General features: G+C 65.1%; 19 protein-coding genes and 1 pseudogene. 6 read left to right on the forward strand and 14 right to left on the reverse strand.

What is annotated here, in order from left to right; all coding sequences use genetic code 11:
- The first annotated feature begins 114 nt into the window (after positions 1-114).
- On the forward strand, positions 115-678 hold the full coding sequence (locus ABIA90_RS17390) for a pyridoxamine 5'-phosphate oxidase family protein (RefSeq protein WP_354117981.1): 564 nt from the start codon (positions 115-117) through the stop codon (positions 676-678).
- Here the strand turns inward: ABIA90_RS17390 and ABIA90_RS17395 are convergent.
- Positions 675-1,934 (reverse strand): adenylate/guanylate cyclase domain-containing protein, encoded by a 1,260-nt coding sequence (locus tag ABIA90_RS17395; RefSeq protein ID WP_063982846.1) that lies wholly within the window; start codon positions 1,932-1,934, stop codon positions 675-677. The two genes, ABIA90_RS17390 and ABIA90_RS17395, sit on opposite strands and share 4 nt — an antisense overlap.
- Before the next feature lie 175 nt (positions 1,935-2,109).
- On the opposite strand from ABIA90_RS17395, the gene ABIA90_RS17400 reads away from it, so the two are divergent.
- Together ABIA90_RS17400 and ABIA90_RS17405 are read left to right on the forward strand one after the other, a co-directional pair.
- A complete protein-coding gene (locus ABIA90_RS17400; RefSeq protein WP_354117980.1) occupies positions 2,110-3,267 on the forward strand; it encodes an MFS transporter in 1,158 nt (385 codons plus the stop codon).
- A gap of 31 nt (positions 3,268-3,298) precedes the next feature.
- Positions 3,299-3,490 carry a hypothetical protein gene (locus ABIA90_RS17405; RefSeq protein ID WP_354117979.1) on the forward strand — a complete coding sequence of 64 codons (192 nt, stop codon included), beginning with the start codon at positions 3,299-3,301 and terminating at the stop codon, positions 3,488-3,490.
- On the opposite strand, the gene ABIA90_RS17410 is transcribed toward ABIA90_RS17405, so the two are convergent.
- From ABIA90_RS17410 to dmeF, 3 genes are all read right to left on the reverse strand, one after another.
- Positions 3,487-4,365, reverse strand: a complete 879-nt coding sequence (locus tag ABIA90_RS17410; protein ID WP_247302070.1) for a DMT family transporter — start codon at positions 4,363-4,365, stop codon at positions 3,487-3,489. The genes ABIA90_RS17405 and ABIA90_RS17410 overlap by 4 nt on opposite strands.
- An 81-nt stretch (positions 4,366-4,446) precedes the next feature.
- Positions 4,447-5,280, reverse strand: coding sequence for an N-acyl homoserine lactonase family protein (locus ABIA90_RS17415; protein ID WP_354117978.1), 834 nt, complete (start codon positions 5,278-5,280; stop codon positions 4,447-4,449).
- 86 nt (positions 5,281-5,366) lie between these two features.
- On the reverse strand, positions 5,367-6,353 hold the full coding sequence (dmeF, locus tag ABIA90_RS17420) for a CDF family Co(II)/Ni(II) efflux transporter DmeF (RefSeq protein WP_354117977.1): 987 nt from the start codon (positions 6,351-6,353) through the stop codon (positions 5,367-5,369).
- A 194-nt stretch (positions 6,354-6,547) separates the two neighbouring features.
- Here dmeF and ABIA90_RS17425 point away from each other — a divergent pair, with 194 nt between their 5' ends.
- Both ABIA90_RS17425 and chrA read left to right on the forward strand, forming a co-directional pair.
- Positions 6,548-7,366 carry a chromate resistance protein ChrB domain-containing protein gene (locus ABIA90_RS17425; RefSeq protein WP_354117976.1) on the forward strand — a complete coding sequence of 273 codons (819 nt, stop codon included), beginning with the start codon at positions 6,548-6,550 and terminating at the stop codon, positions 7,364-7,366.
- A complete protein-coding gene (gene chrA / locus ABIA90_RS17430) occupies positions 7,366-8,751 on the forward strand; it encodes a chromate efflux transporter (protein ID WP_354118363.1) in 1,386 nt (461 codons plus the stop codon). Before ABIA90_RS17425 ends, chrA begins: the two co-directional genes overlap by 1 nt.
- On the opposite strand, the gene ABIA90_RS17435 is transcribed toward chrA, so the two are convergent.
- Positions 8,748-10,373 (reverse strand): hypothetical protein, encoded by a 1,626-nt coding sequence (locus tag ABIA90_RS17435; RefSeq protein ID WP_354117975.1) that lies wholly within the window; start codon positions 10,371-10,373, stop codon positions 8,748-8,750. The two genes, chrA and ABIA90_RS17435, sit on opposite strands and share 4 nt — an antisense overlap.
- A gap of 356 nt (positions 10,374-10,729) precedes the next feature.
- Between ABIA90_RS17435 and ABIA90_RS17440 the strand changes: the two genes are divergently transcribed.
- Complete coding sequence (locus ABIA90_RS17440; RefSeq protein ID WP_354117974.1) at positions 10,730-11,461, forward strand: outer membrane protein; 732 nt, start codon at positions 10,730-10,732, stop codon at positions 11,459-11,461.
- Positions 11,462-11,463: 2 nt separating this feature from the next.
- Here the strand turns inward: ABIA90_RS17440 and ABIA90_RS17445 are convergent.
- The 9 genes and pseudogenes from ABIA90_RS17445 to lepB form a co-directional block, all read right to left on the reverse strand.
- Positions 11,464-13,006, reverse strand: a pseudogene (locus tag ABIA90_RS17445) (GMC family oxidoreductase).
- Between the two features lie 4 nt (positions 13,007-13,010).
- Complete coding sequence (locus ABIA90_RS17450) at positions 13,011-14,561, reverse strand: ABC transporter substrate-binding protein (RefSeq protein WP_354117973.1); 1,551 nt, start codon at positions 14,559-14,561, stop codon at positions 13,011-13,013.
- Between the two features lie 294 nt (positions 14,562-14,855).
- The gene (gene parC / locus ABIA90_RS17455; RefSeq protein ID WP_354117972.1) at positions 14,856-17,114 is read right to left on the reverse strand and encodes a DNA topoisomerase IV subunit A; all 2,259 of its coding nucleotides are present in this window, start codon (positions 17,112-17,114) and stop codon (positions 14,856-14,858) included.
- A 60-nt stretch (positions 17,115-17,174) separates the two neighbouring features.
- Positions 17,175-17,453 (reverse strand): hypothetical protein, encoded by a 279-nt coding sequence (locus tag ABIA90_RS17460; protein ID WP_071913189.1) that lies wholly within the window; start codon positions 17,451-17,453, stop codon positions 17,175-17,177.
- Positions 17,454-17,558: 105 nt separating this feature from the next.
- Complete coding sequence (recO, locus tag ABIA90_RS17465; protein WP_354117971.1) at positions 17,559-18,311, reverse strand: DNA repair protein RecO; 753 nt, start codon at positions 18,309-18,311, stop codon at positions 17,559-17,561.
- A 140-nt stretch (positions 18,312-18,451) separates the two neighbouring features.
- Positions 18,452-18,832: a hypothetical protein gene (locus tag ABIA90_RS17470; RefSeq protein WP_354117970.1), complete on the reverse strand. Its 381-nt coding sequence runs from the start codon at positions 18,830-18,832 to the stop codon at positions 18,452-18,454.
- Between the two features lie 21 nt (positions 18,833-18,853).
- The gene (gene era / locus ABIA90_RS17475) at positions 18,854-19,780 is read right to left on the reverse strand and encodes a GTPase Era (protein ID WP_085399877.1); all 927 of its coding nucleotides are present in this window, start codon (positions 19,778-19,780) and stop codon (positions 18,854-18,856) included.
- Positions 19,770-20,636 (reverse strand): ribonuclease III, encoded by an 867-nt coding sequence (rnc, locus tag ABIA90_RS17480; protein ID WP_354117969.1) that lies wholly within the window; start codon positions 20,634-20,636, stop codon positions 19,770-19,772. The genes era and rnc overlap by 11 nt, the downstream gene beginning before the upstream one ends.
- Positions 20,633-21,397, reverse strand: coding sequence for a signal peptidase I (lepB, locus tag ABIA90_RS17485; RefSeq protein WP_014494746.1), 765 nt, complete (start codon positions 21,395-21,397; stop codon positions 20,633-20,635). Before lepB ends, rnc begins: the two co-directional genes overlap by 4 nt.
- Positions 21,398-21,489 lie beyond the last annotated feature (92 nt).

A 21,489-nucleotide genomic window follows, 5' to 3' on the forward strand; every position in this document is an offset into this window, starting at 1 on the left:
CAATAGGACCAAGTGGACCTTTGCTCAAGACCACTATTTTTCTATCCTGTTTCGGATAACAAGGAAACCTGAAATGTCCGCTCATTCGGATCGCGGCGCGGAGCGTCTTGCACCATGAGTTCACCGCAAATCCGGCGCGAGGACCGCGCCATGTCGCAGGAGCGGATCCTGGAGATGCTGGCACGCGGATATGCTGGCCATCTTGCGACAGTCAGCGAGGACGGCTTTCCCTACTGTATCCCGCTCCTCTATCTCTGGCTCGACGGTGAGGTGTATCTGCACACGACGGCCGCCCGGGGACATCTGCGCGCAAACATCGAGCGAGATCCCCGCGTCTGCATCGAGATCGATGAGCACGAAGGTGTCTTCGACTATGGCCGGTTCGAATGCGATTCCGGCCTCGCCTATCGAAGCATATGCCTGTTCGGCCGCATCAGGGTCGCGGGCGACACGGGCATCAAGCAGCGGTTCTGCGAAACGTTGATGGCCAAATACGGCAAGCCGGATACGACGCGACCGAAGGGGTTCTTCCCGCGGCTCGACATCATCACCGTCTACGCCGTCGCCATTGAGCGCATGACCGGCAAGGAGACTTCGATGCCGCCGCTTTCCGAACAATGGCCCGCCAAGGATCGAACGAAAACGCCCAATGTCTCGGCCCCTACGATCCGCCGCTAGTTCGCCAGATACCGCTCGTAGCTCCCGGTCACCGGCTCGCTCGTATCGACCTCGGGATCGAGCGTGTAGAGGTCCTGCGCGCGGCCGATGCCGCGCAGCGCGTAGCGGCCGGTGGAGACGAGGTAGCGGCGGCCAGTGGCGTCCAGGCCCTTGTAGAACTCGGCCGAGGCCAGCAGCTCGCGGTCGACCGAACGGCTCATCGAGGCGATGCGGCTGACCTCGTTGACGGTGGGGCCGACGACGGTGAAGTCGAGCCGATCCGCGCTGCCGATATTGCCGTAAAAGACCTCGCCGACATGCAGGCCGATATAGGCCGACGTTGTGGGACGGCCATCGGCCTCCCGCCGCTTGTTCAGCGCAGCGACGTTCTTGCGGAACAGATGCTCGGCGCGCAGCGCAGCGCGCCGAGCGTCCGACATGTCCTCTCCCCAGAACATCGCGAGCACGCCATCGCCGATCAGCTTCAGCACGTCGCCGCCGGCATCGTGGATCGCGTCGATCACGGCCTGCGCATAGTCGTTGAGGAACGGGATGATCTCGTCGGGGCCGATGCTCTCGCTGATTCCGGTCGAGCCGCGCAAATCCGAATACCACAGCACGGCATTGATGCGCTCGGTGACGCCGCGCGTGATGCGCCCGCCCAGCACCTGCGCGGAGGCATCGCGGCCGAGATAGACGCGGCCGAGGGTTCGCGCGATGTCGACCTGCTGCGCCGACTTGATCGCGAGCCCCAGCACCGGCACGAGATCGCGCAGAGCTTCGAGCTCGGGTTCGGAGAAGCCGCTATCGCGGCGCGTGGTCCAGCAGGAATAGAGGCAATCCATCAGGCCGAGCGCGCCGTTCTCGCCGAAGCGATGCACGAAGGCGAGATAGTGCTTGTGGCCCTTTTCCGCGAGCTCGCCGATCTGCGAGAAATCCATCGAGGGCGCGTCGGCGAGATCAATCACCATCTCGTCGTTGCCGTGCTCGAGCATGTGGAAGAACACCGAGCGGCGCCAGCTCCTGGCCGCGTCGCCTTCGGCGGTCGAGCCGTATTCGAACGCGTCGCTCTCGTTGCTGGGACGGTCGCTCCAGCGGAAGCCGCGGCCCTCATAGATCGGATGCAGCGTGTCGATCACGACGAGCCCGCGCGAGAGTTCCAGCCCTTCGGCGCGACAGCGCTCGCAGAAGCCGCGGAGCAGCTCGTTTTCGGGCAGGCCCGTGAGCCCTTGGCCGGTCAGCCAGTTCATCAGCGCGAGGCGCGAGGTCAATTGCATGCGCCATTATGGCGTGCATTCGTGACGAGCGAAAGGCCGCGCGCGAACCGTGCGCAACCAAGGCTCCCGTCCGCAGCAGATCGAACATGTCGCGGACGCTGTTGACGCACTCTCGCCGCGGGCCGCAAATGCAACCGATGACACCGCCGCACACCGCGACCAGAATCGCACCAAGATGAGCCAGCGCCAGCTTCCAATCATCCTGGCGCTCGGCACCACGCAGACCCTGGCCTGGGCTTCCAGCTACTACCTGCCGGCGCTGCTCGCCGATCCCATGGCGCGCGACCTCGGCGTCTCCTCCAACTGGATCTTTGGCGCGTTCTCGGCCTCACTCGTGATCTCGGCGATGCTCGGCCCGCGCATCGGGCGGCAGATCGATCTGTTCGGGGGCCGGCAGGTGCTGTCGGTCTCGAACCTGACGATGGCCGCGGGTCTCGTCCTGCTCGGCCTCTCGCACTCATTGGCGGTGATGGCGTTCGCCTGGCTCGTGCTCGGCATCGGCATGGCGATGGGGCTCTATGACGCCGCCTTCGCCGCGCTGAGCCGCATCTACGGCACCGAGGCGCGCAGGCCTATCACCGGCATCACGCTGATGGCAGGCTTCGCCTCGACCGTCGGCTGGCCCCTCACCGCCTGGGGCCTGTCCCATATCGGCTGGCGCGAGACCTGTTTTGCCTGGGCGGCCGCCAACATCCTGATCGGCCTGCCCCTGAACTTCTTCATGCTGCCGGCGATCAAGGGCGCCGGGCAGGCCGCGGCGACGGCCGAGAAGCCGCATTTGCCGCTCGACCGAACCATGGTGCTGCTCGCCTTCGTGTTCGCGGCGGTCTGGACCGTCACCGGCGCAATGGCCGTCCATTTCCCGCGCCTGCTGGAGGCCACGGGTGCGACGCATGTCGAGGCCATCGCCGCCGGCGCGCTGATCGGCCCGGCACAGGTGGCCGCGCGCATTCTCGAAGCGGGCTTTCTGAGCCGCTTCCATCCGCTGTGGTCGACGCGCCTTGCCTGCGTCACCCATCCGCTCGGCGCCGCAATCCTCGCCATCTTCGGCGCGCCCGCCGCAAGCGCGTTTGCGCTGCTCCACGGCTCGGGCAACGGCATTCTCACGATCGCGCGCGGCACGCTGCCGCTGTCGATCTTCGGCCCGAAGGACTTCGGCTACCGCCTCGGCATCATCGGCGCGCCGGCGCGGATGGCGCAGGCCGTGGCGCCGCTGGCCTTCGGCCTGCTCATCGATGTCATGGGCGCCAAGGTGCTGATCGTCTCCTCCGCGCTCAGCCTCTCGGCGCTGGCCGCGCTGTTCCTGATCCGCGCCGAACGGCGCCCGGATTGACCGCGCAGCCCCTTTCGCGCACAAGCGGGCCATGAGCGAAGACAACAGCCCGCCCCGCACCTTCAAAGGCCTGCTGCGCTGGGCAACCACGCCGCCGCAGGCCTGGGGCGTCTATCTCCTCGCCATCATCCTGGTCTGGCTGCTCTCGTTCTACGCCGGCACGCTCAAGCCGAAGAAGACACCGGACGCCAGCCCGTCCCCGGTCACGGCACCGCGCACTTAAGCCGGCTTCGCCTGGCTGGTCGCGATCCAGATGCCGGCGAACACAGCAACCAGCCCGATCAGAAGGTTTGCGGTGATCGGCTCGCCGATGAGCAGCGCCGCCAGCAAGGTCGCGGCAATCGGGTTGACCGTCATGGTATTGGCAACGCGGGTCGGCGTCGCCCGCGCCAGCGCCATGACCCAGAGGATGAAGGCGAGCGCGCCGCCGCCGATGCCGAGATAGATGCCGGCAATCCACTGCGCCGTCGTGAAGTGATCGAGCGCCGCAAAGCTGCCCTTCACGAACCCCGCCAGCACCAGCACGGCAGCGCCCGCGCCCATGCCGACAGTGAGAAAGCCGAGCGCGCTCGAGCGCTGCATCAGCGGGCGCGATAGCACGTTGTAGAACGCCATGCAGAACACGGCACCGGTCATGATCAGTTCGCCGCGCCAGGCGCCGGGCGGGCTCTGGGCAAGCCCCGCTGCCAGCGCCGCTGTCACACCGAGCACGGCGATGCCGACGCCAATGATCTTGCGCGCCGTCAGCCGCTCGACGCCGAGGATCGCACCGACCACCATAGTGTGGAGCGGCAGCGTCGCCAGCGCGAGACTGGCGCGCGCGGCGGTCGTGTAGGACACCGCGATATTGTAGAGAATGAAGAACAGGCCGAAGAAGCAGATGCCGAGCAGCGCCACCGCCGGCCAATCAGGCCGCTGCGGCCAGCGCACGCCGAGCAGGAGCGCACACGGCAACAGGCAGAGAAAGCCGATCCCCCAGCGCAGGATTGCCAGCAGAACCGGATCGGCGCCGCCGACGAGATAGCGGGTGATCGCCGCGGCTGTGCCGCCGAGGCTGCTCGACGCCAGCGCGATCGCAACCCCGGCCCACTCTCCCACGATCATCTCCTGTCGCGGAGCTTTCCTAGGCCGTAGCACGCTGCTGCTGCCAGCATCATGGCAGCAGCCTCGACGCAAACGTTAGTCGTAAAACTCAGGCGCCATCTTCTGGCTGTCGCGCTGGGCCTTGTCGTGGTTGATCCAGAGCTGCGCCTTCTCCTTGGTCAGCGTGTCGGCGATCTTCTGCATCGATGCCGCGCTCTGGTCCTTGTTGGCGTTCATGCTGGGGACGCGGCGGTTGTCCCAATTGTCCTTGAAGTGGACGGCGTCGCCCGACAGCACCACCGCGCCGGTTTTCGGCAGTTTCACCAGCAGCGACTGATGTCCCGGCGTGTGGCCGGGTGTCGACAGGATGGTCACGCTGCCGTCGCCGAATACGTCCTTGTCGCCCGCGAGCAACTCGACCGGATGCGAGGGCTTGAAGCGCGGTTCGTTGTTGGCGCCGGGCCAGTCATATTCGGCCTTCTGCACGTAGAGCGTGGCCTGCGGGAACAGCTCGACATTGCCGGTGTGGTCCGGATGCGTATGCGACACCGCCATCGCCTTGACGTCATCCGGCTTGAGGCCGAGCTGTTCGAGCTGGGCGGCAAGCGTCTTCGGCCGGTGCCAGGTGACGGCCTTGGGATCGGCGGGGACAAGGCCATTCGGCATGGCGGCGACGGCATCGGCGATGCCGGTGTCCCACAGGAACCAGCCCTTGCTGCTGTGCTTGATGAGATAGCAGCTGTCGACGAAGTCCATCGACTTGCCCTCGTTCAGGCCGGGCGTCCAGCGCGAGATGTCCCCGGCGGTGCCCTCCCCGCAATTGAGGACGTAGAGCTTTTCGACGCCCGATTTCTCGGATTGCGCAACGGCCGCGTGGCCGGACAGAGCCAGCGCGGCGACGGCGAGAGCAAACTTGATCCTGGGCATCATCCTTGGTCCCTCTTGCGGAGCCGTGTATGGCTGCGACCGAGGATCAACCCCGGCCGCGCCGCCGAATTCCGTTTCGGCAGATCACATCAATGCGGGCAGGTCTCGACCTCGACCGTGACGTGGCTCAGGCCCTTCAGCCCGGCGAGCCGCTTCTTATAGACGGCCGGCTGCTTCGGCTTGTCCGACACCACCGAGACCAGCACGGCGCAATGGCCGGGCCCGACCTGCCAGAGATGCAGGTCGGTGACGCGGTCCTCTCCGACCTCCATGCGGGCGCGGATGGTGCGTTCGAGCTTCTCGTCGGCGCGCACGTCGAGCAGCACCGCGCCTGATGACTTGACCAGGCCGAACGCCCAGCTCGCGATCACGGCACTGCCGATCAGGCCGACGGCCGGATCGGCCCAGACCCATCCCGAATACATCGCGACCACCAGCGCCGCGATCGCCAGCACCGAGGTCGCCGCATCCGCCATGACGTGGACATAGGCCGCACGAAGATTGTTGTCGTGATGATGGTGGCGATGACCGTGATCGTCGTGATCATCATGCGCATGCCCAAGGCCGTGGTCAAGGCCGTGGTCATGGCCGTGGTCATGGCCGTGATGATGGTGATCATGGCTGTCGCGCAGCAGCCACGCGCTGACGAGGTTGACGCAGAGGCCGAGGGCGGCGACCGCGATGGCCTCGCCATAGACGATCGGCACCGGCGTGAACAGCCGCAGCACGCTCTCATAGGCGATCTCGACCGCGATCAGACCCAGGATGATCGCGCTGGAGAAAGCGGCGAGATCGCCGAACTTGCCCGTGCCGAAGGTGAAATGCGCATTCCCCAGGTGCCGGCGCGCGAAACGGTAGGCGAAAGCGGCAATGCCGAGCGCGGCCGCATGCGTGCCCATGTGCCAGCCGTCGGCAAGCAGCGCCATCGAGCCGAACAGCGAGCCGGCGACGATCTCGCCGACCATCATCACCAGCGTCAGGACGACCACGAGCCAGGTGCGCCGCTCGTTCTCGTCGTGCTTCTCGCCCAGAAAGGCGTGGTCATGGGTCCATTGCTCGGTCGAATGGGAATGCATCGAAAAGTCTCCGAAAGGTCCGTTCCGTTGACCCGCAATATAGACCTGCGGAATGTCCGGGCAAAATCAAGTCAACGAGCCGATTGACAGCCCGGCGCGGTTTCGTTGTAATGACGCTCATGGGGATTGAGCGATCTCCCCACGAGGCGACAAGCCCAAGTATCGCGTCCCGTTTGTCTTTACGAGGGCGCATCATGTCTTCCTACACAACGATATCTGCTGACAAATTGGCACGGCTGATCGGCACGGCGAACGCCCCTGCCCTGATTGACGTGCGCACGGACGAGGATTTTGCCGCAGACCCGCGGCTGATCCCCGGCTCGATCAAGTTCAGCCACAGCAACGTTCCGGACTGGGGCGGCGAATTTTCCGGCCGCTCCGCCATCGTCGCCTGCCTGCGCGGCGAAAAGCTCGCACAGGGCACGGCCGCCTGGCTGCGCCAGCTCGGCGTGCAGGCCGAGACGCTGGAAGGCGGTTTCGAGGGCTGGAAGAACGCAAAGCTGCCGCTGGTCGATGCTGCAAAACTGCCGCCGCGCGACGCCAAGGGACGCACCGTCTGGGTGACGCGGGCCCGGCCGAAGGTCGACCGCATCGCCTGCCCCTGGCTGATCCGCCGCTTCGTCGATCCCAACGCGGTGTTCCTGTTCGTCGCGCCCTCTGAAGTGGTCGCCGTGGGCGAGCGTTTCAACGCGGCGCCGTTCGACATCGAGAGCGTGTTCTGGAGCCACCGCGGCGAGCTCTGCACCTTCGACGTGATGATCGAGGAATTCGGGATTGCCACGCCCCCGCTGCTGCGGCTTGCCACGCTGGTCCGTGGCGCCGACACCGCGCGGCCCGACCTCGCGCCGGAAGCCCCCGGCCTGCTCGCGGCCTCGCTCGGGCTGTCGCGGATGTACGACGACGATCTCGAGCAGCTCGAAGCCGGCATGACGCTCTACGACGCCTTCTACCGCTGGTGCCGCGACGCGACGGCCGAGACCCACAACTGGCCGACCAACAAGGTGAAGGCGTGATGGACACCCGCGCCAATCCAACGGAAGCTGATGCCGGTCACGGCATCAGCTTCGCTGAAGCCTTCCGAGTCTGGCTCCGCGTCGCCTGCCTGAGCTTTGGCGGCCCCGCGGGCCAGATCGCGGTGATGCATCGCATCCTGGTCGAGGAGAAGAACTGGATCTCCGAAGGCCGCTTCCTGCATGCGCTGAACTACTGCATGCTCTTGCCCGGACCGGAGGCGCAGCAGCTTGCCACCTATGTCGGCTGGCTGATGCATCGCACCGCCGGCGGGCTGATGGCGGGCGGGCTCTTCATCCTGCCCGGCATCATCGCCATCATGGGCCTCAGCTATATCTACGCGGCTTTCGGCAATGTCAGCTTCGTCGAGGCGCTGTTCTTCGGGCTGAAGGCGGCCGTGCTGACCATCGTCCTCGAAGCCGTGGTGCGCGTCGGCAAGCGCGCGCTGAAGAACCGCATCATGATTGCACTCGCCGCAATCGCCTTCGTCGCGATCTTCTTCTTCGCGGTCCCCTTCCCGATCATCATCATCGCCGCCGGCGTGATCGGATATGTCGGCGCGCGAGCCGGCCGTCCGGAGTTTGCCCCGGCGGCCCACGGCCCCGGCGGCAGCACCGCCGTGATCGACAGCATGCTCGGCGAAGCCGTTCCCGAGCATGTGCGCCCCAACACCGCACGCGCGATCCGCGTCGGTGCGCTCTGGCTCGCGCTCTGGCTGGTGCCGGTGATCGCGCTGCTTTTAATCCTCGGGCAGGCCAGCGTGTTCAGCCAGATCGCGCTGTTCTTCTCGAAGATGGCGCTGGTCACGTTCGGCGGCGCTTATGCGGTGCTGGCCTATGTCGCCCAGCAGGCGGTCGAGCATTATCATTGGCTGAAGCCGCACGAGATGCTCGACGGTCTCGGCATGGCCGAGACCACGCCGGGTCCGCTGATCATGGTGCTTCAGTTCGTTGGCTTCATGGCCGCCTATCGCGATCCAAGCGGCCTGTCGCCGATGCTTGCAGCGACGCTCGGCGGACTGCTTGCGACCTGGGTCACGTTCACCCCCTGCTTCCTCTGGATCTTCGTCGGCGCCCCCTACATCGAGCGCCTGCGCGGCAACACGGGCCTCGCCGGCGCACTCAGCGCGATCACCGCCGCCGTCGTCGGCGTGATCCTTAACCTCTCGATCTGGTTCGCGCTGCACACGCTGTTCCGCGAGACCGTGCCGGTGCACGCCTTCCCGCTGTCCTTCGACAGGCCGGTGCTGACGAGCGTTGACGTCCCGGCGCTGCTGCTGTCGATCGCGGCCGCGACCGCGATCTTCCGCTTCAAGCTCGGCATGCTCACCGTGCTCGCCGGCAGCTGCGCCGCGGGCGTGGTGCTAAGGCTGGTGGGCCTGATCTAGGCCGCGGCAGCCGCACGACCGAGGTCGAACTCTCCGTCGCGCGGCTCGAGCAGGCGCGACGGTTGCTCCGCGCCCGGCTGCGCCGAGGGACGCTGCGCGGCATCGCAGGTGCCGCGCCACTGCTCGATCAGATCGAGATTCGAATTGGTGCGGAGCGAGTCCTCCAGCGCCGGCATCGCGCTGGCGCCATCGGCCCCCTGCAAAATCCGATCGAACTCCTCGGACCTTCCCTGGAGTCGCGCCTGCCACGAAGCCCACAGCAGCGAGCTCGCCGTGCGGATACCGTGCGTGCGTAGCTTTTCGCGTGCGCTGCCTCCTTCCTTCGGCTTGGGCTGCGGCCCAAGCTGCGTGTAGAGGATGGCCTGGTCGGTCCAGTCGATGATCCGCTCCGGCGGAAGGCGCGTGTTGAGCAGGAGCTCGACGATGTCGGCAGTCGCCATATTCGGGACGTTCTCGATGTCCTCCTCCTCGAGCCTGACCTCGTGCCAGACGGTGAGACCATCGAGATCGCTGATCGGCAATTCTGAGACCATGCTCGGCAAGATGAGGCCCGCCGCCTTCTTGAACATCTGCTCCACGACCTGCCAGAGCACGCGCGGGAATACGCCGAAGACGAAGCCGGCGAGCAGAAGCAGATGGTCGTTCGCGCTAGACACAGCCGTGAAGGTCCAGATCCCGATGACGGCCAGAATGATGCGCAGCGACACCGCGACATAGGCGCTGCCACCGAGATCCTCCAGGACGTAGCGGCGAAACAGCATCTGGAGCGAGAAGAAATAGGCGCCGAGGAACGCGAGCTGGACCGGCGTGCCCGACGGCGTCAGCGCCTGCACGCCCGGACTCACGGTGAAGACAACGTCGGCCTGATACGGCGGCAGCGTGACAAACCAGCCGAGCGAAATCAGCACCGTGGCGAGCAAGACCGGGACCGTCGCAGTCGAGAGTGTCGTCACGCCGCCGGTATCCGCCCTTGAATATTTGCCGAGACGGCCGCTCAGCACATCCGCATAGACGTTCGGCGCAAGCTCGCCATAGATGGCTTCGAACTTCTGAAGATACCCCTGAACGCGACGTCCCCGGATCGCCGCATCCTCGTTCCGCACCTGGCGCAACAGCCCCAGACGATCGAGATTGACCAGGTATTCGTTCAGCAGGCTCGCCTTGCGCGTTCCGACGAAGAGATACCACATTGCGCCGGGCAGCAGGCACACCACGGCCAGGAACACGCCGCGCAGCACCGTGTACTGGTAGAATTTGCCGAGCGAGGCAACAATGGCCACGATCGACACCAGCACCAGCATGAAGAATATGAAGAGCCCCGCACGTGTGGACGCCTTGCTCTCTCTCAGCCATCGCTGCCCGATCGGCATCAGCAAGATCGTCGGGATGACGACAGCGGCGAACAACACGATCGGGATGATCACCTGGCGTGAGTCCCAGATGAAATTGCGGAGCGGCTCCACGCTGAGGACCACGATGAAAACGCCGCCAAGAAATGGAATCACCTCGAAGAACGATTCCAGCCGTTTGGCGAATCCGGATGCGGGCGCCGGAGCTTCAGAATCTGCAAGGTCCGCCTGAGCCGACTCGTCGGCGGGCACGGGTTTTGGAGTGTCGCTCATTGCCAGACCTCCCTTCATTGCGGGAACAGCGTCTGAAAATGCGAACCGCCAGCGCTTATCGGGCATGGCGTAATTTGAGCCGAACTCCGGCCATGGTGCTGGGTCAGCCAGCACTGTCGAATGCTAGCACGACCCCGCTGTGACCGCTGTGAAGTGGTTCACCTTCGATGGCACCAGGTAAAATCAGCATCGACGTCAACGAGCCGTCATGCTCGCCGCGTGCATCAGATCCGAGCGTGACATTTGCGCCACGGCTCTACCCCAAATTGTGCACATCATGCGAATTGCACTTTCCCGAGCAGCGGCATTTCTGGCAGACATGTGCCAAGTTGTCGCAGGCGGGAATGGGGACTGACATGGGGCGTTTCGCGGTCGCTTGGGTGGGCGGGCTTTTGGCATTGGGATTTTCCAGCGCGGCCTTGGCGGCTGATCTGGCGGTGAAGGCACCTCCCCTCGCGCCTATCCCCTTCACCTGGACCGGTTGCTATGTCGGCGCACACGTCGGCGGTGTCGTCAGCGACGACCGGACCACCAACTCGCTTGGAAACTCTGTCTCCTTCAGTTCAACAGGCTTCGTTGGGGGCGGACAGGTCGGCTGCGACTATCAATTTGCGACCAGATGGGTCGTGGGTGCCGAAGGCCGTGCGGCCTGGAGCAGCCTCCGCAACTCGCACGCCGGCACCGTCAGAAACCTCGTGACCGGCGTCGTCGTCCCCAGCCAGTTCACGATGAGCAACGACTTCCTGGCCTCGGCCACCGCGCGGCTCGGCTACGCGTTCGCTGATCGCTGGCTGGTGTTCGTCCGGGGCGGCGGCGCCTGGACGCGTGAAAAGCTTGACGATGCCTTCACGCCCGCTGGTGGCGTCCCCGTCAATCCCAGCGGAGCCAGCACCCGAACCGGCTGGACCGCCGGCACCGGCGTCGACTGGGCGTTCGCGCCGCATTGGTCCGCGGTTTTCGAGTACGACTATTACGACTTCGGCGACCACAGCGCGTTTCTGAGCAATGGAGCCGGCACGACCGTCAACATCTTCAGCCTGAAGGATCGCATTCACGCGGTGACGGCGGGCGTGAACTATCACTTCTAGCGCTAACGCATCATCATCCGCGCAATCGCCTCGCCGATCACCACCGTCGTGAAGTGGGTGTTGGCGCGGCAATCGGACGGCATGATCGAGGCGTCGGCGACGCGTAGGCCCGAGATGCCTTTCACGGTGCCATCAGGGTTGACCACGCCATCGGGGTCGTTGACCCCAGTCATGCGACAACTGCCGGCCGCGTGCTGGATGTCTCCGGTCTCACGGCGCAGCAGCGCATCGAGTTCGTGATCCGGCAACGCCGCAGCTTGCGGAAGCGTCAGATCGGTGTCGGTCAGCCTGATCCAGTCGGCAATACCTGAAAGCGCCGGCTGGGAGGTGATCACGGCCAGTCGTTTCACCGCGTCCATCATGCGCAGCATGTCGCGGGGATCGGCGAGCATGTTCTCCTCGACGATGGGATCGATCGCCGGATCGGTCGAAGCCAGCTTGAGCGTGCCGCGCGAATAGGCGTTGAACAGGCCGGCGCCGATCGCTCCGGGCACGCCGATGCCGCGGTGGTTGAACGCGATCAGGATCATGTCGCGCTTGCCGCCATCGGCGAGGCCGGAGGAATAGGTCACGCAGCAATTGGTGTGGCGAGTGTCCGGATCGGTCGGCCGCAGGTTTTCATGGAGCTGGATCGTCGCGCGAAACAGCGGGTGGTCGAAGAAGTGGCGGCCGACCGGCAGATCGCGCTCGACCGCGATCCCCATCGCCTTCAGCTCATCCGCCGGTCCGATGCCTGAACGCAGCAGGATCGCCGGACTGTGGATGGCGCCGGCGCACAGCACGATCTGGCGCGCGCTGATCTCGTGGGTGCCCTGCCCTTCGATGTGAACACGAAGGCCGGTCGCCCGGCCGTCGCTGATCAGCACGCGATCGACCAGCGCGTGCCCGCGAATCTCGAGATTGGCGCGGCCGCGCGCCGGCTCGAGATAGCCCTCGTTGGTCGTGATGCGGCGGCTGTCGCGGCTGTTGATGGGATAGCAGGCGACGCCCTCGCCATCAGGACCGTTGAGGTCGGCGCACCAGGGATAGCCGTCGCCAGCGCCGCATCGCGCAGGCCACGATCGATCGGGCCCCACTTCTCGGGCGGAGCCCGATAGACCGGCAGCGGTCCGCCGCTTCCATGGCCCGGGGCGTCACCAAATTCCAAATCATCCTCGATCACCGAGAACAGCGGCATCACGTCCTTGGCCGACCAGCCGGTGCAGCCATTGGCTGCCCATTCGTCGAACGCGTCGGCGACGCCGCGGATGGCAATCTGGCCGTTCATCATCGATGAGCCGCCAAGCCCCTTGCCGCGCCAGTAGAAGCGCGGCTCCTGCCCGGCCACCCGGCGCGTCAGGAGATCAGGCCATTGCCATTTCTCCTGGTACTCACGCTTGTGGATGATCGGGATCGGATTTGGCGTCATCACCCCCAGGGCGCCTCGTCGGCGCGCCAGTCCAGCCCCGCCTCGAGCAGCAGGACACGCCGTGCGGGATCCTCGGAAAGCCGCGCCGCAACAGCGGCGCCGGCAGAGCCGCCGCCGACAACAATGACATCGTACATCGCGTTACTTCTCAACGTTCCAGAACACCGGGATGGCGGACGGTATCAGACCACGCAGGGTGGCGCGATAGGCAGCCGGCTGCGCGAACTGGCCCCATGGGATCGCGGGCGCCTGATCGTACATGACGCTCTGAATCTCGCCGGCGATCTTCTTGCGATCCTCCTCGGCAGGCGCCTTGGCGAAGGCTTCCATCAGCGGCGTGATGCGCGCATCGCATTGCCAGCCGGTGAAGTCGGCGCAGTTGAAGGCGACCATGACGTTGGTCAGCGGCGAGCCCAAGTCAAAACCGCCGGCGTGGACGCCATAGACGCTCCAGCCCTCCTTCTTGGCGCGGCGCGCCAGCACGCTCGCCCAGTCCATCACCTGGAGATCGACGTTGAACCCGGCCTGCTTCAGCCGCTCAGCCAGCACCTGCGCAGAGACGCGCGGGGCCTCGAGGTCGTTGGCTTCCATGACGACCACGGGCTCGCCGGCATATTTGGTCGCCTTCAACGCGGCTTTCGCGGTTTCAATCGACGTCTTCGCGGCCGCTTCCGTGCCCGCCTTGCTCTCATAGGTGGTGCCGCAGGTGAAGAACGTCGCGCAAGGCGCCGCGTATTTGGCATCGAGCCCGAGCGCATCCAGCACTTCGCGCTGGTCGACCAGCTTCCACAGCACGCGGCGAATTTCCGGATCATCAAACGGCTTCGATGCGGCGTTGAGACGATAGGCGCCGGCGAACATGTTGCCGCCGGTGAAATTGACCAGCTTGACGCGGGAATTCTTTTCCAGCTGCGGCAACAGATCGAACGGCGCATATTGCATGAAGTCGACCTCGCCCGCCTGCAGCGCAGACGCGGCGGTCGCACCATCCGGGATGACGCGGATCTCGAGCGTGTCGATGCCGACGCGCTTGCCGCCGGCGAGGAAATCGGCGGGCTCGGGGCGCGGCACATAGTCGGCGAATTTCTTCAGGATCATGCGATCGCCGGTGCGGTGATCGGCCTTGCTGTAGACGAACGGGCCGGAGCCGATGATCTCCGTGATGCGTTGGTCGCCGGGTGTTTTCGCGATGCGCTCGGGCATCATGAAGGCGACGGGGCTGACGGGATTGCCGAGCGCATCGATCACGAGGCCGGACGGCTCCTTCAGCGTCAGCACGAAGGTTTTCGCGTCCGTCGGCTCGAGCGAGGCCGTGATCGCGAAGATGCGACGGCCGAGCGCGCTGCGGGTGCCCCAGCGGCGCAGCGACGCCACGCAATCGGCCGCCGTGACCGGCTGGCCGTCATGCCATTTCAGGCCATCGCGCAGCGTGAACGTATAGGTCAATCCGTCGGATGAGACTTTCCAGTCCTGCACCATCTGCGGCTTGATGTCGCCCTTCGAGTCTTTCGCAAAGAGCGTGTCGAACACCATGTAGCCAAACGTGCGCGAAATGTAGGCCGTGGAAAAATGCGGATCGAGCGTGACGATCTCCGCCTCGAGCACCGCAACGAGATTGCCCGCCGCATGCGCGGGCGCCGCGACCAGCGCGAGGCCGAACAGCGCGGGGATGAAAGCCTTCAGTTTGAACATTGTGCCTTTTGCTTCTTCTTGAGAGTTCATTTGCAGGCAAAGAAAAAGCAATGTTCGTGCCCGATCAACGCAGGCACTTATGCGCTCACGCCTATCTGCCACGCGTTTGCGCCACACTCGCTGTCATCGCCTGCGACGGCGGGCGATCCAGTATTCCAGAGACGGGCGTGATGAAACCGAGAAGCCGCGGCGTACTGGATGCCCCGGTCAAGCCGGGGCATGACACCCGTGTTGTGGGTCCCGGCTCTGCGCAGCAGCGTTTCACGCTGCAGCGCGTCCGGGACACGAGCCTGCTTACCCGATCACCTTGCCGAACTTGTTCGACTTCGGGAAACCCTTCGGCGGCATGCGGCCGGCATCCGCACGGGTGCCTTGCCACTCGGCGAGCTCTTTCATGGTCGCGGAGAATTCGCGGCCGGCGGAGTCCTTCCAGGTCAGGCCCGCCTTGGCCTCGAACACGGCGACGTCGGACAGGCCGCCGTCCTTGTACTTCTGCAGGCGCACGCCGCGACCGCGGGCCATCTCCGGCACCTGGTCGAGCGGGAAGATCAGCATCTTGCGGTTCTCGCCGATGACCGCGACGGTGTCGCCGATCACCTCGGTGACCGTGCGCGCCTCGTTCGGCATGTCGACGTTGAGGACCTGCTTGCCCTTCTTGGTCGTGCCGACGCAATCGTCCTCGTTGACGACGAAGCCCTGACCCTCGTGGCTCGCGACCAGGAACTTGCGTCCGCCCTTGTTGACGAACAGCGCGACGGGAGCGGCCTCTTGCTCGAGGTCGATGAACAGACGGATCGGCTCGCCGTGACCGCGACCGCCCGGAAGCTTTGCGACATCGAGCGAGTAGAATTTGCCGTTGGTGGCGAACAGCAGCAGCTTCGAGGTCGTCTCCGCGAAGAAGGCAAAACCGAGCTTGTCGTCCTGCTTGAAGGCCAGCCCCGAGAGATCCTCGACATGGCCCTTCATGGTGCGGATCCAGCCCTTGTCGGAGACCACGACCGTCACCGGCTCGCGCTCGACGAGGGCTTCCTCCATCGCGGCGAGGTCGTGCTCGGGCGCGTCCGCAAAGGTGGTGCGGCGCTTGCCGAGCGGCGTCTTCGGTCCGAACATGTCGCGGACCTTGCCGACCTGCTCGCCGACCTTCTTCCACTGCTCCGGCTCCGAGGCGAGCACCGCGTTGATGCCCTTGAGCTCGGCGCGGAGGTTCTTGTCCTCGGTGCGGATCTCCATTTCCTCGAGCTTGCGCAAGGAGCGCAGGCGCATGTTCAGGATGGCTTCGGCCTGCACCTCGGTAAGCTTGAACGCCTTGATCAGCGCCGGCTTCGGCTCGTCCACGGTGCGGATGATCCTGATCACCTCATCGAGGTTCAAGTACGCGATCAACAAACCGCCCAGAACTTCGAGCCGGTGCTCGATCTGCGTCTTGCGGAAGTTGGTCCGGCGGATCAGGACGTCGCGCAGATGGTCGAGCCATTCGCGCAGGCACTCCGCGAGCCCCACGACCTTGGGGATGCGGCCCTTGATCAGCACGTTGAGGTTCAGCGGAATCTTGTTTTCGAGCTCGGTCAGCCGGAACAACGATTCCATCATCAGGGCGGGATCGACGTTCTTCGACTTCGGCTCGATCACGATGCGGACGTCTTCGGCCGACTCGTCCCTGATGTCGCCGACCAGCGGCAGCTTCTTCTGGTCCAGCAGCTCGGCGACCTTCTCGATCAGGCGCGACTTCTGCACCAGGAAGGGAATCTCGGTGACGACGACGACCCAGGTACCGCGCGTACCCTCTTCCTGCTCCCATCGAGCGCGAACACGGAACGAGCCGCGACCGGTCGCATAGGCTTCAGCGATCGCCTGCTTGGAATCAACGCAAATGCCGCCGGTCGGGAAATCCGGGCCCTTCACCCACTTCAACAGCGCCTTGGATTTCGCGTCGGGCTTCTCGATCAGGTGCAGCGCGGCCTCGCAGAGCTCGGCCGCGTTATGCGGCGGGATCGAGGTCGCCATGCCGACCGCGATGCCTTGCGCGCCGTTGGCAAGCAGGTTCGGAAAGCCGCCGGGCAGCACGACCGGCTCTTTCGACTGGCCGTCGTAGTTGGGCCGGAACTCGACGCCGTCCTCGTCGATGCCCTCGAGCAGAAGCCGCGCGACGTCGGTCATGCGCGCTTCGGTGTAGCGGTAGGCAGCCGGGTTATCGCCGTCGATATTGCCAAAATTGCCTTGGCCGTCGACCAGCGGGTAGCGCGAGGAGAAATCCTGCGCGAGGCGTACCATGGCGTCGTAGATCGCCTGGTCGCCATGCGGATGGAACGAGCCCATCACGTCGCCGACGATCTTGGCGGATTTCTTGAACGCCGTGCCGGGGTCGAGCCGGAGCAGGCGCATGCCGTAGAGGATGCGCCGGTGCACCGGCTTCAGACCGTCGCGCGCATCCGGCAGCGCACGGTGCATGATGGTGGAGAGCGCATAGGCGAGATAGCGCTCTTCCAGCGCCTCACGCAGCGGCACCTCGTGAATTTCGGCCGGTTCCTCCGGCGGAATCAATCGTTTTCCCATGCCGCCCGGTTAAACCGTGGAAGCGAATCGGGCAAGGATCGATTGGTTCCCTGTGGGCGGCTATTGCCCTGCCCAGCCGGCGGTGACTGGCTGCTGGGTCTTGGCTTGCGCGGTGACCGGCGCATTGGTCAGGCAACGCCGGGCGACCTCGATTTCGGCCTCCGTTGCCCCCTTGGACCGCGCCCAACTCTCTGCGGCCGCAGCGGAATATTTCGCCACGTAATACCGGATCACGGTGCAGGATGCCCGGCGAAAGACACCCGGTTGCGGCTCGCCAGCCACGGCGTCAGGCGCAAACGCAAGCAGCGCCGCCGACACGGCGAATCCCTTGATCAACATTTTTGGCTGTCCCCGTTGTGGAACCCTGCGAGGGCCAATTCAGCCAGGGGGATTTCGTTCCCGGGGAACTTCCATGTCTGGCAACAGGGCCGAAGCGCTCTCAGGTCATGGCGCCGGAATGGCCAAATTCGCCTGCTGCCGCGTCAGCGCATTGATAAAGCCGGCGCGCGCGTCGGAATGGCCCTGGCCGCGCGGCTCCAGCACATGGCGCAGCAGGAACAGGCCGGTGAGCCGGAAGCCGTCCTGGAGATCCTGGTCGGTGAGGTCGCTCGCGGCCTCGCCACGACGCAGGAACGGCGGCAGGCGCAACAGCCGGTCGCGCCATGGCTCGCCGGCCCCGCGCGACACCGCGCCGCCGGATTTCGGCGAAACATAGATCAGATCCGTGGTCTCGCCGGTCACCGCGCAGTTTTCCAGCGCCAGCCCAAAGCCGAGCTCGGCGAGCATCGCCAGCTCGAAATGGATGAGGTGCACCGCGGCACTGCCGATATCGTCGAAATCATCGAGTGAATGTTCGAGCATCGCAAAGATGTCTTCGTGCGGATCGCGCTCCGGCAGCAGCCGCGCAATCGAGGCGAGATGGGTGACGCCATAGACGCCGTGGGAGGATCCCAGCAGCGTCGCCGCGCGCAGCTTGAGGCCCTCAATCGCATAGGTGCCGAGATGCTCGTCGAGCCGCGCCCGCCACACCACACTGACGCTGTTGCCGGGCTGCAAGAGCGGCCGCATCCGCGAACCGGCGCCACCGCGCACGAGGCCGAGATGCCGGCCGTGCGCACGCGTCAGCAGCTCGACGATGGCGCTGCTCTCGCCATGCCGCCGCACGCCCAGCACGATGCCTTCGTCGGTCCATTCCATGGAACGGAGCTTATCGCATTTCAGGTGAGTGTAGGACGGGCAAAGCGAAGCGTGCTCACCAATTTGATCCGCAGCACGATTAGGTTGGGCACGGCGCGCAAGGGCGCGCCTTTGCCCACCCTACGGCATCGCGCAAGACGTTAGGCGTTGAACCAGCCCTGGGCGTCGCCGCTGAACGAGAAATACAGCCCCATCGCCGTCAACACGCAGGAGACGATTTCGATGACGCTGTCAAGCTCCATGCCCTTCTCGCCGATGATCTGGCCGAGCGAGATCACGGACAGCACGAGGGCCGCCGCCAGCACCCAGCGCGGCCAGTTCTTGCGCCAACGCGCAGCCAACCAGACGAAATAGACCAGCAGCAGGATCATGCCGCCGGCGAGCAGGGTCGCCATCATGATCATCGGCTCGGTCATCTCGGCACTGGGCGTGCGGTCCTGCACCGCGACCGACAGGGCATCCAGCATCAATGACGCATAGAGCAGCGCTTCGAAGCGCCGGACGTTGCTGGGTACGCTCATCGGTGACCGATCTTTTCTTGGTTATTCTTTGGGAAATTCCAGGCCCATCTCGCGATAGCGATCGGGATCGTCGCCCCAGTTTTCGCGCACCTTGACGAACAGGAACAGGTGCACCGGCACCCCCAGGATCTCGCCGATCTCCTTGCGCGAGTCCGCGCCGATCGACTTGATGGTGGCGCCGCCTGCGCCCAGCACGATCTTGCGCTGGCTCTCGCGCTCGACGAAGATCGTCTGCTCGATGCGCACCGACTTGTCCTTGCGCTCCTCCCACTTGTCGGTCTCGACCGTGGATTGGTAGGGCAATTCCTGGTGCAGCTTGCGATAGATCTTCTCGCGCGTGATCTCGGCCGCAAGCTGCCGCATCGGCGCGTCCGACATCTGGTCTTCGGGGTAGAGGAACGGGCCCGGCGGCACGATTTCGGCCAGCGTATGCCTGAGGTCGTCGACGCCGTCGCCCGAGATCGCCGCGATCATGAAGGTCTTTGCAAAGGCCATGCGCTCGTTGGCGGCCTGCGCCAGCGCCAGCAGCTTCTCGCGCTGGACCAGATCGACCTTGTTGATGACCAGGATCTTCTCGTGCTTGACGCTGGCGACCTTGGTGAGGATCGCCTCGGCCTCTTCATCAATCCCGGCCTTGGCGTCGAGCAGCACGCAGACGAGGTCGGCGTCGTGCGCCCCGCTCCAGGCCGTCGAGACCATGGCGCGGTCGAGCCTGCGCTTGGGCAGGAAGATGCCGGGCGTGTCGACCAGGATGATCTGCGCGTTGTCCTCGATGACGATGCCGCGGATCAGCGCGCGCGTGGTCTGCACCTTGCGCGAGACGATCGTGACCTTGGCCCCGACCAGCGCATTGACCAGTGTGGATTTTCCGACATTCGGCGCGCCGATCAGCGCAACGAAGCCGCAGCGCGTTGCGGAGGGCGCTTCGCCGCTTGCTTCAGCCGTCATTGCCGCCGCCAACACCTTCACGTTCGATCATCACTGAGGCCGCCACCTTCTCCGCTGCACGCTTGCTGCCACCGATGCCTTCGGCCGACGCCAATCCCGGCAGATCCACCGCGACGCGGAACTGCGGATCGTGATGCGGGCCGGTGCGCTCGACCTCGCGGTAGACAGGCGTCGGCAGCCCCTTCCCCTGCGCCCATTCCTGCAGCACGGTCTTGGGATCGCGCAAGGGACGCCGCGGCTTGTGCATGCGTTCGGTCCAGTTGCGCCTGACGAATTCCGCCGCCGCCGCGTAGCCACCGTCGAGGAAGACGGCGCCGATCACGGCCTCGCAGATGTCGCCGAGCACGCTCTTGCGCAGGCGGGCATCGGCGCTCGGCCCGACCGAACCGAGCTTGACGTCGTCGAGCAGACCGAGCGACTTGGCAACGTCGGCGCAGCTCTCCTTGCGCACCAGTTCGGCAAGTCGCTTGGACAGCTCGCCCTCGTCGGCATTCGGGAAGGCGTGATAGAGCATGTCGGAGACGACGAGCCCCAGCACATGGTCGCCCAGGAATTCCAGCCGCTGATAGCTATCGCCGCGCTTGCGCCCGGACTTCAGCGCCGAGACATGCGTGATCGCCTGCATCAGCAGATTCGGATCGGCAAAGCTGTGGCCGATGCGCGCCTCGAGCGCCGCGTTCGCATCCGAGGCCTTGGCCTTGCTGCTGCGCACCCGCTTCTTCTTTGCAGGTGTCTTGGTTTCAGGCGTCTTGGCTTCAGGCGTCTTGGTCGCAAGCGTCTTGGTCGCCGCTTCGCCGTCGGCGCCCGCCGCGGGCTCGGTCGATTGGATCGGGATGTCCTTGGCTTCGTCTTTCATCGGACGATTTTGAAGAAACGGTTCCAGCGCACCGCCCAAGGCCAGCGCCAGAACATCCAGGCATGCTCGCCTTCGGCGATGGAGAAGAAGATCATCTGGGCGCGGCCGATCAAATTCTCCTGCGGCACGTAGCCGACCTGGCCGAGGAAACGGCTGTCGGTGGAGTTGTCACGGTTGTCGCCCATCATGAAGAAATGGCCCGGCGGCACGTTGTAGACGTTGGTGTTGTCCATGTAGCCGTTGTCGGCGCAGTCCAGCGTCTCATAGGACACGCCGTTCGGCAGCGTTTCCTTCCAGCGCTTCACCCGCGAGATGCCCCCGCCTTCGGAGCCGCAGGGATCCTCGCCGACAAATTCGCTCATGCGCTGCCGCTCGACCGGAGTGTCGTTGATGTAGAGCAGCCCATCCTTCATCTGGATGCGGTCGCCGGGAAGGCCGATGACGCGCTTGATGTAGTCGGTGGAGTCGTCCTTCGGCAGGCGGAACACGACGATGTCGCCGCGGTTCGGGTCCGAGCCCCAGATCCGCCCCGAGAACAGCGGCGGCGAGAACGGGATCGAGTAGTGGCTATAACCGTAGGAATATTTCGAGACGAACAGATAGTCGCCGACCAGCAGCGTCGCCTTCATCGAACCGGACGGGATGTTGAACGGCTGGAACAGGAACGTGCGGATCACGAGCGCGATCAGGAGAGCATGGATCACGACGCGGATCGTTTCGCCGACGCCGCTTTCAGTTTTCGTTCCCGAGGTCACGCTCATTGCTCTCTCAATTCCGGCCGGCGGTCACAGAGCGCCCTCCTTCCGCGAACAGCCCATCGCTTCGCGGCCCAAGGAGATTGTCCTGATTCTGA

The organism is Bradyrhizobium sp. LA6.8 (genome assembly GCF_040547935.1).
Lineage (GTDB): Bacteria > Pseudomonadota > Alphaproteobacteria > Rhizobiales > Xanthobacteraceae > Bradyrhizobium > Bradyrhizobium barranii.

Excerpts from the sequence above, each read along its gene's own strand:
- ABIA90_RS17425 (WP_354117976.1), top strand. The coding sequence starts at position 6,548 with ATGTCTTCCTACACAACGATATCTGCTGACAAATTGGCACGGCTGATC.
- ABIA90_RS17405 (WP_354117979.1), top strand. The coding sequence starts at position 3,299 with ATGAGCGAAGACAACAGCCCGCCCCGCACCTTCAAAGGCCTGCTGCGC.
- ABIA90_RS17400 (WP_354117980.1), top strand. The coding sequence starts at position 2,110 with ATGAGCCAGCGCCAGCTTCCAATCATCCTGGCGCTCGGCACCACGCAG.
- ABIA90_RS17395 (WP_063982846.1), bottom strand. The coding sequence starts at position 1,934 with ATGCAATTGACCTCGCGCCTCGCGCTGATGAACTGGCTGACCGGCCAA.
- era (WP_085399877.1), bottom strand. The coding sequence starts at position 19,780 with ATGACGGCTGAAGCAAGCGGCGAAGCGCCCTCCGCAACGCGCTGCGGC.
- ABIA90_RS17440 (WP_354117974.1), top strand. The coding sequence starts at position 10,730 with ATGGGGCGTTTCGCGGTCGCTTGGGTGGGCGGGCTTTTGGCATTGGGA.
- ABIA90_RS17435 (WP_354117975.1), bottom strand. The coding sequence starts at position 10,373 with ATGAGCGACACTCCAAAACCCGTGCCCGCCGACGAGTCGGCTCAGGCG.
- chrA (WP_354118363.1), top strand. The coding sequence starts at position 7,366 with ATGGACACCCGCGCCAATCCAACGGAAGCTGATGCCGGTCACGGCATC.
- ABIA90_RS17460 (WP_071913189.1), bottom strand. The coding sequence starts at position 17,453 with ATGTTGATCAAGGGATTCGCCGTGTCGGCGGCGCTGCTTGCGTTTGCG.
- ABIA90_RS17470 (WP_354117970.1), bottom strand. The coding sequence starts at position 18,832 with ATGAGCGTACCCAGCAACGTCCGGCGCTTCGAAGCGCTGCTCTATGCG.
- rnc (WP_354117969.1), bottom strand. The coding sequence starts at position 20,636 with ATGAAAGACGAAGCCAAGGACATCCCGATCCAATCGACCGAGCCCGCG.
- parC (WP_354117972.1), bottom strand. The coding sequence starts at position 17,114 with ATGGGAAAACGATTGATTCCGCCGGAGGAACCGGCCGAAATTCACGAG.
- ABIA90_RS17415 (WP_354117978.1), bottom strand. The coding sequence starts at position 5,280 with ATGATGCCCAGGATCAAGTTTGCTCTCGCCGTCGCCGCGCTGGCTCTG.
- dmeF (WP_354117977.1), bottom strand. The coding sequence starts at position 6,353 with ATGCATTCCCATTCGACCGAGCAATGGACCCATGACCACGCCTTTCTG.
- ABIA90_RS17390 (WP_354117981.1), top strand. The coding sequence starts at position 115 with ATGAGTTCACCGCAAATCCGGCGCGAGGACCGCGCCATGTCGCAGGAG.
- recO (WP_354117971.1), bottom strand. The coding sequence starts at position 18,311 with ATGGAATGGACCGACGAAGGCATCGTGCTGGGCGTGCGGCGGCATGGC.
- ABIA90_RS17450 (WP_354117973.1), bottom strand. The coding sequence starts at position 14,561 with ATGTTCAAACTGAAGGCTTTCATCCCCGCGCTGTTCGGCCTCGCGCTG.
- lepB (WP_014494746.1), bottom strand. The coding sequence starts at position 21,397 with ATGAGCGTGACCTCGGGAACGAAAACTGAAAGCGGCGTCGGCGAAACG.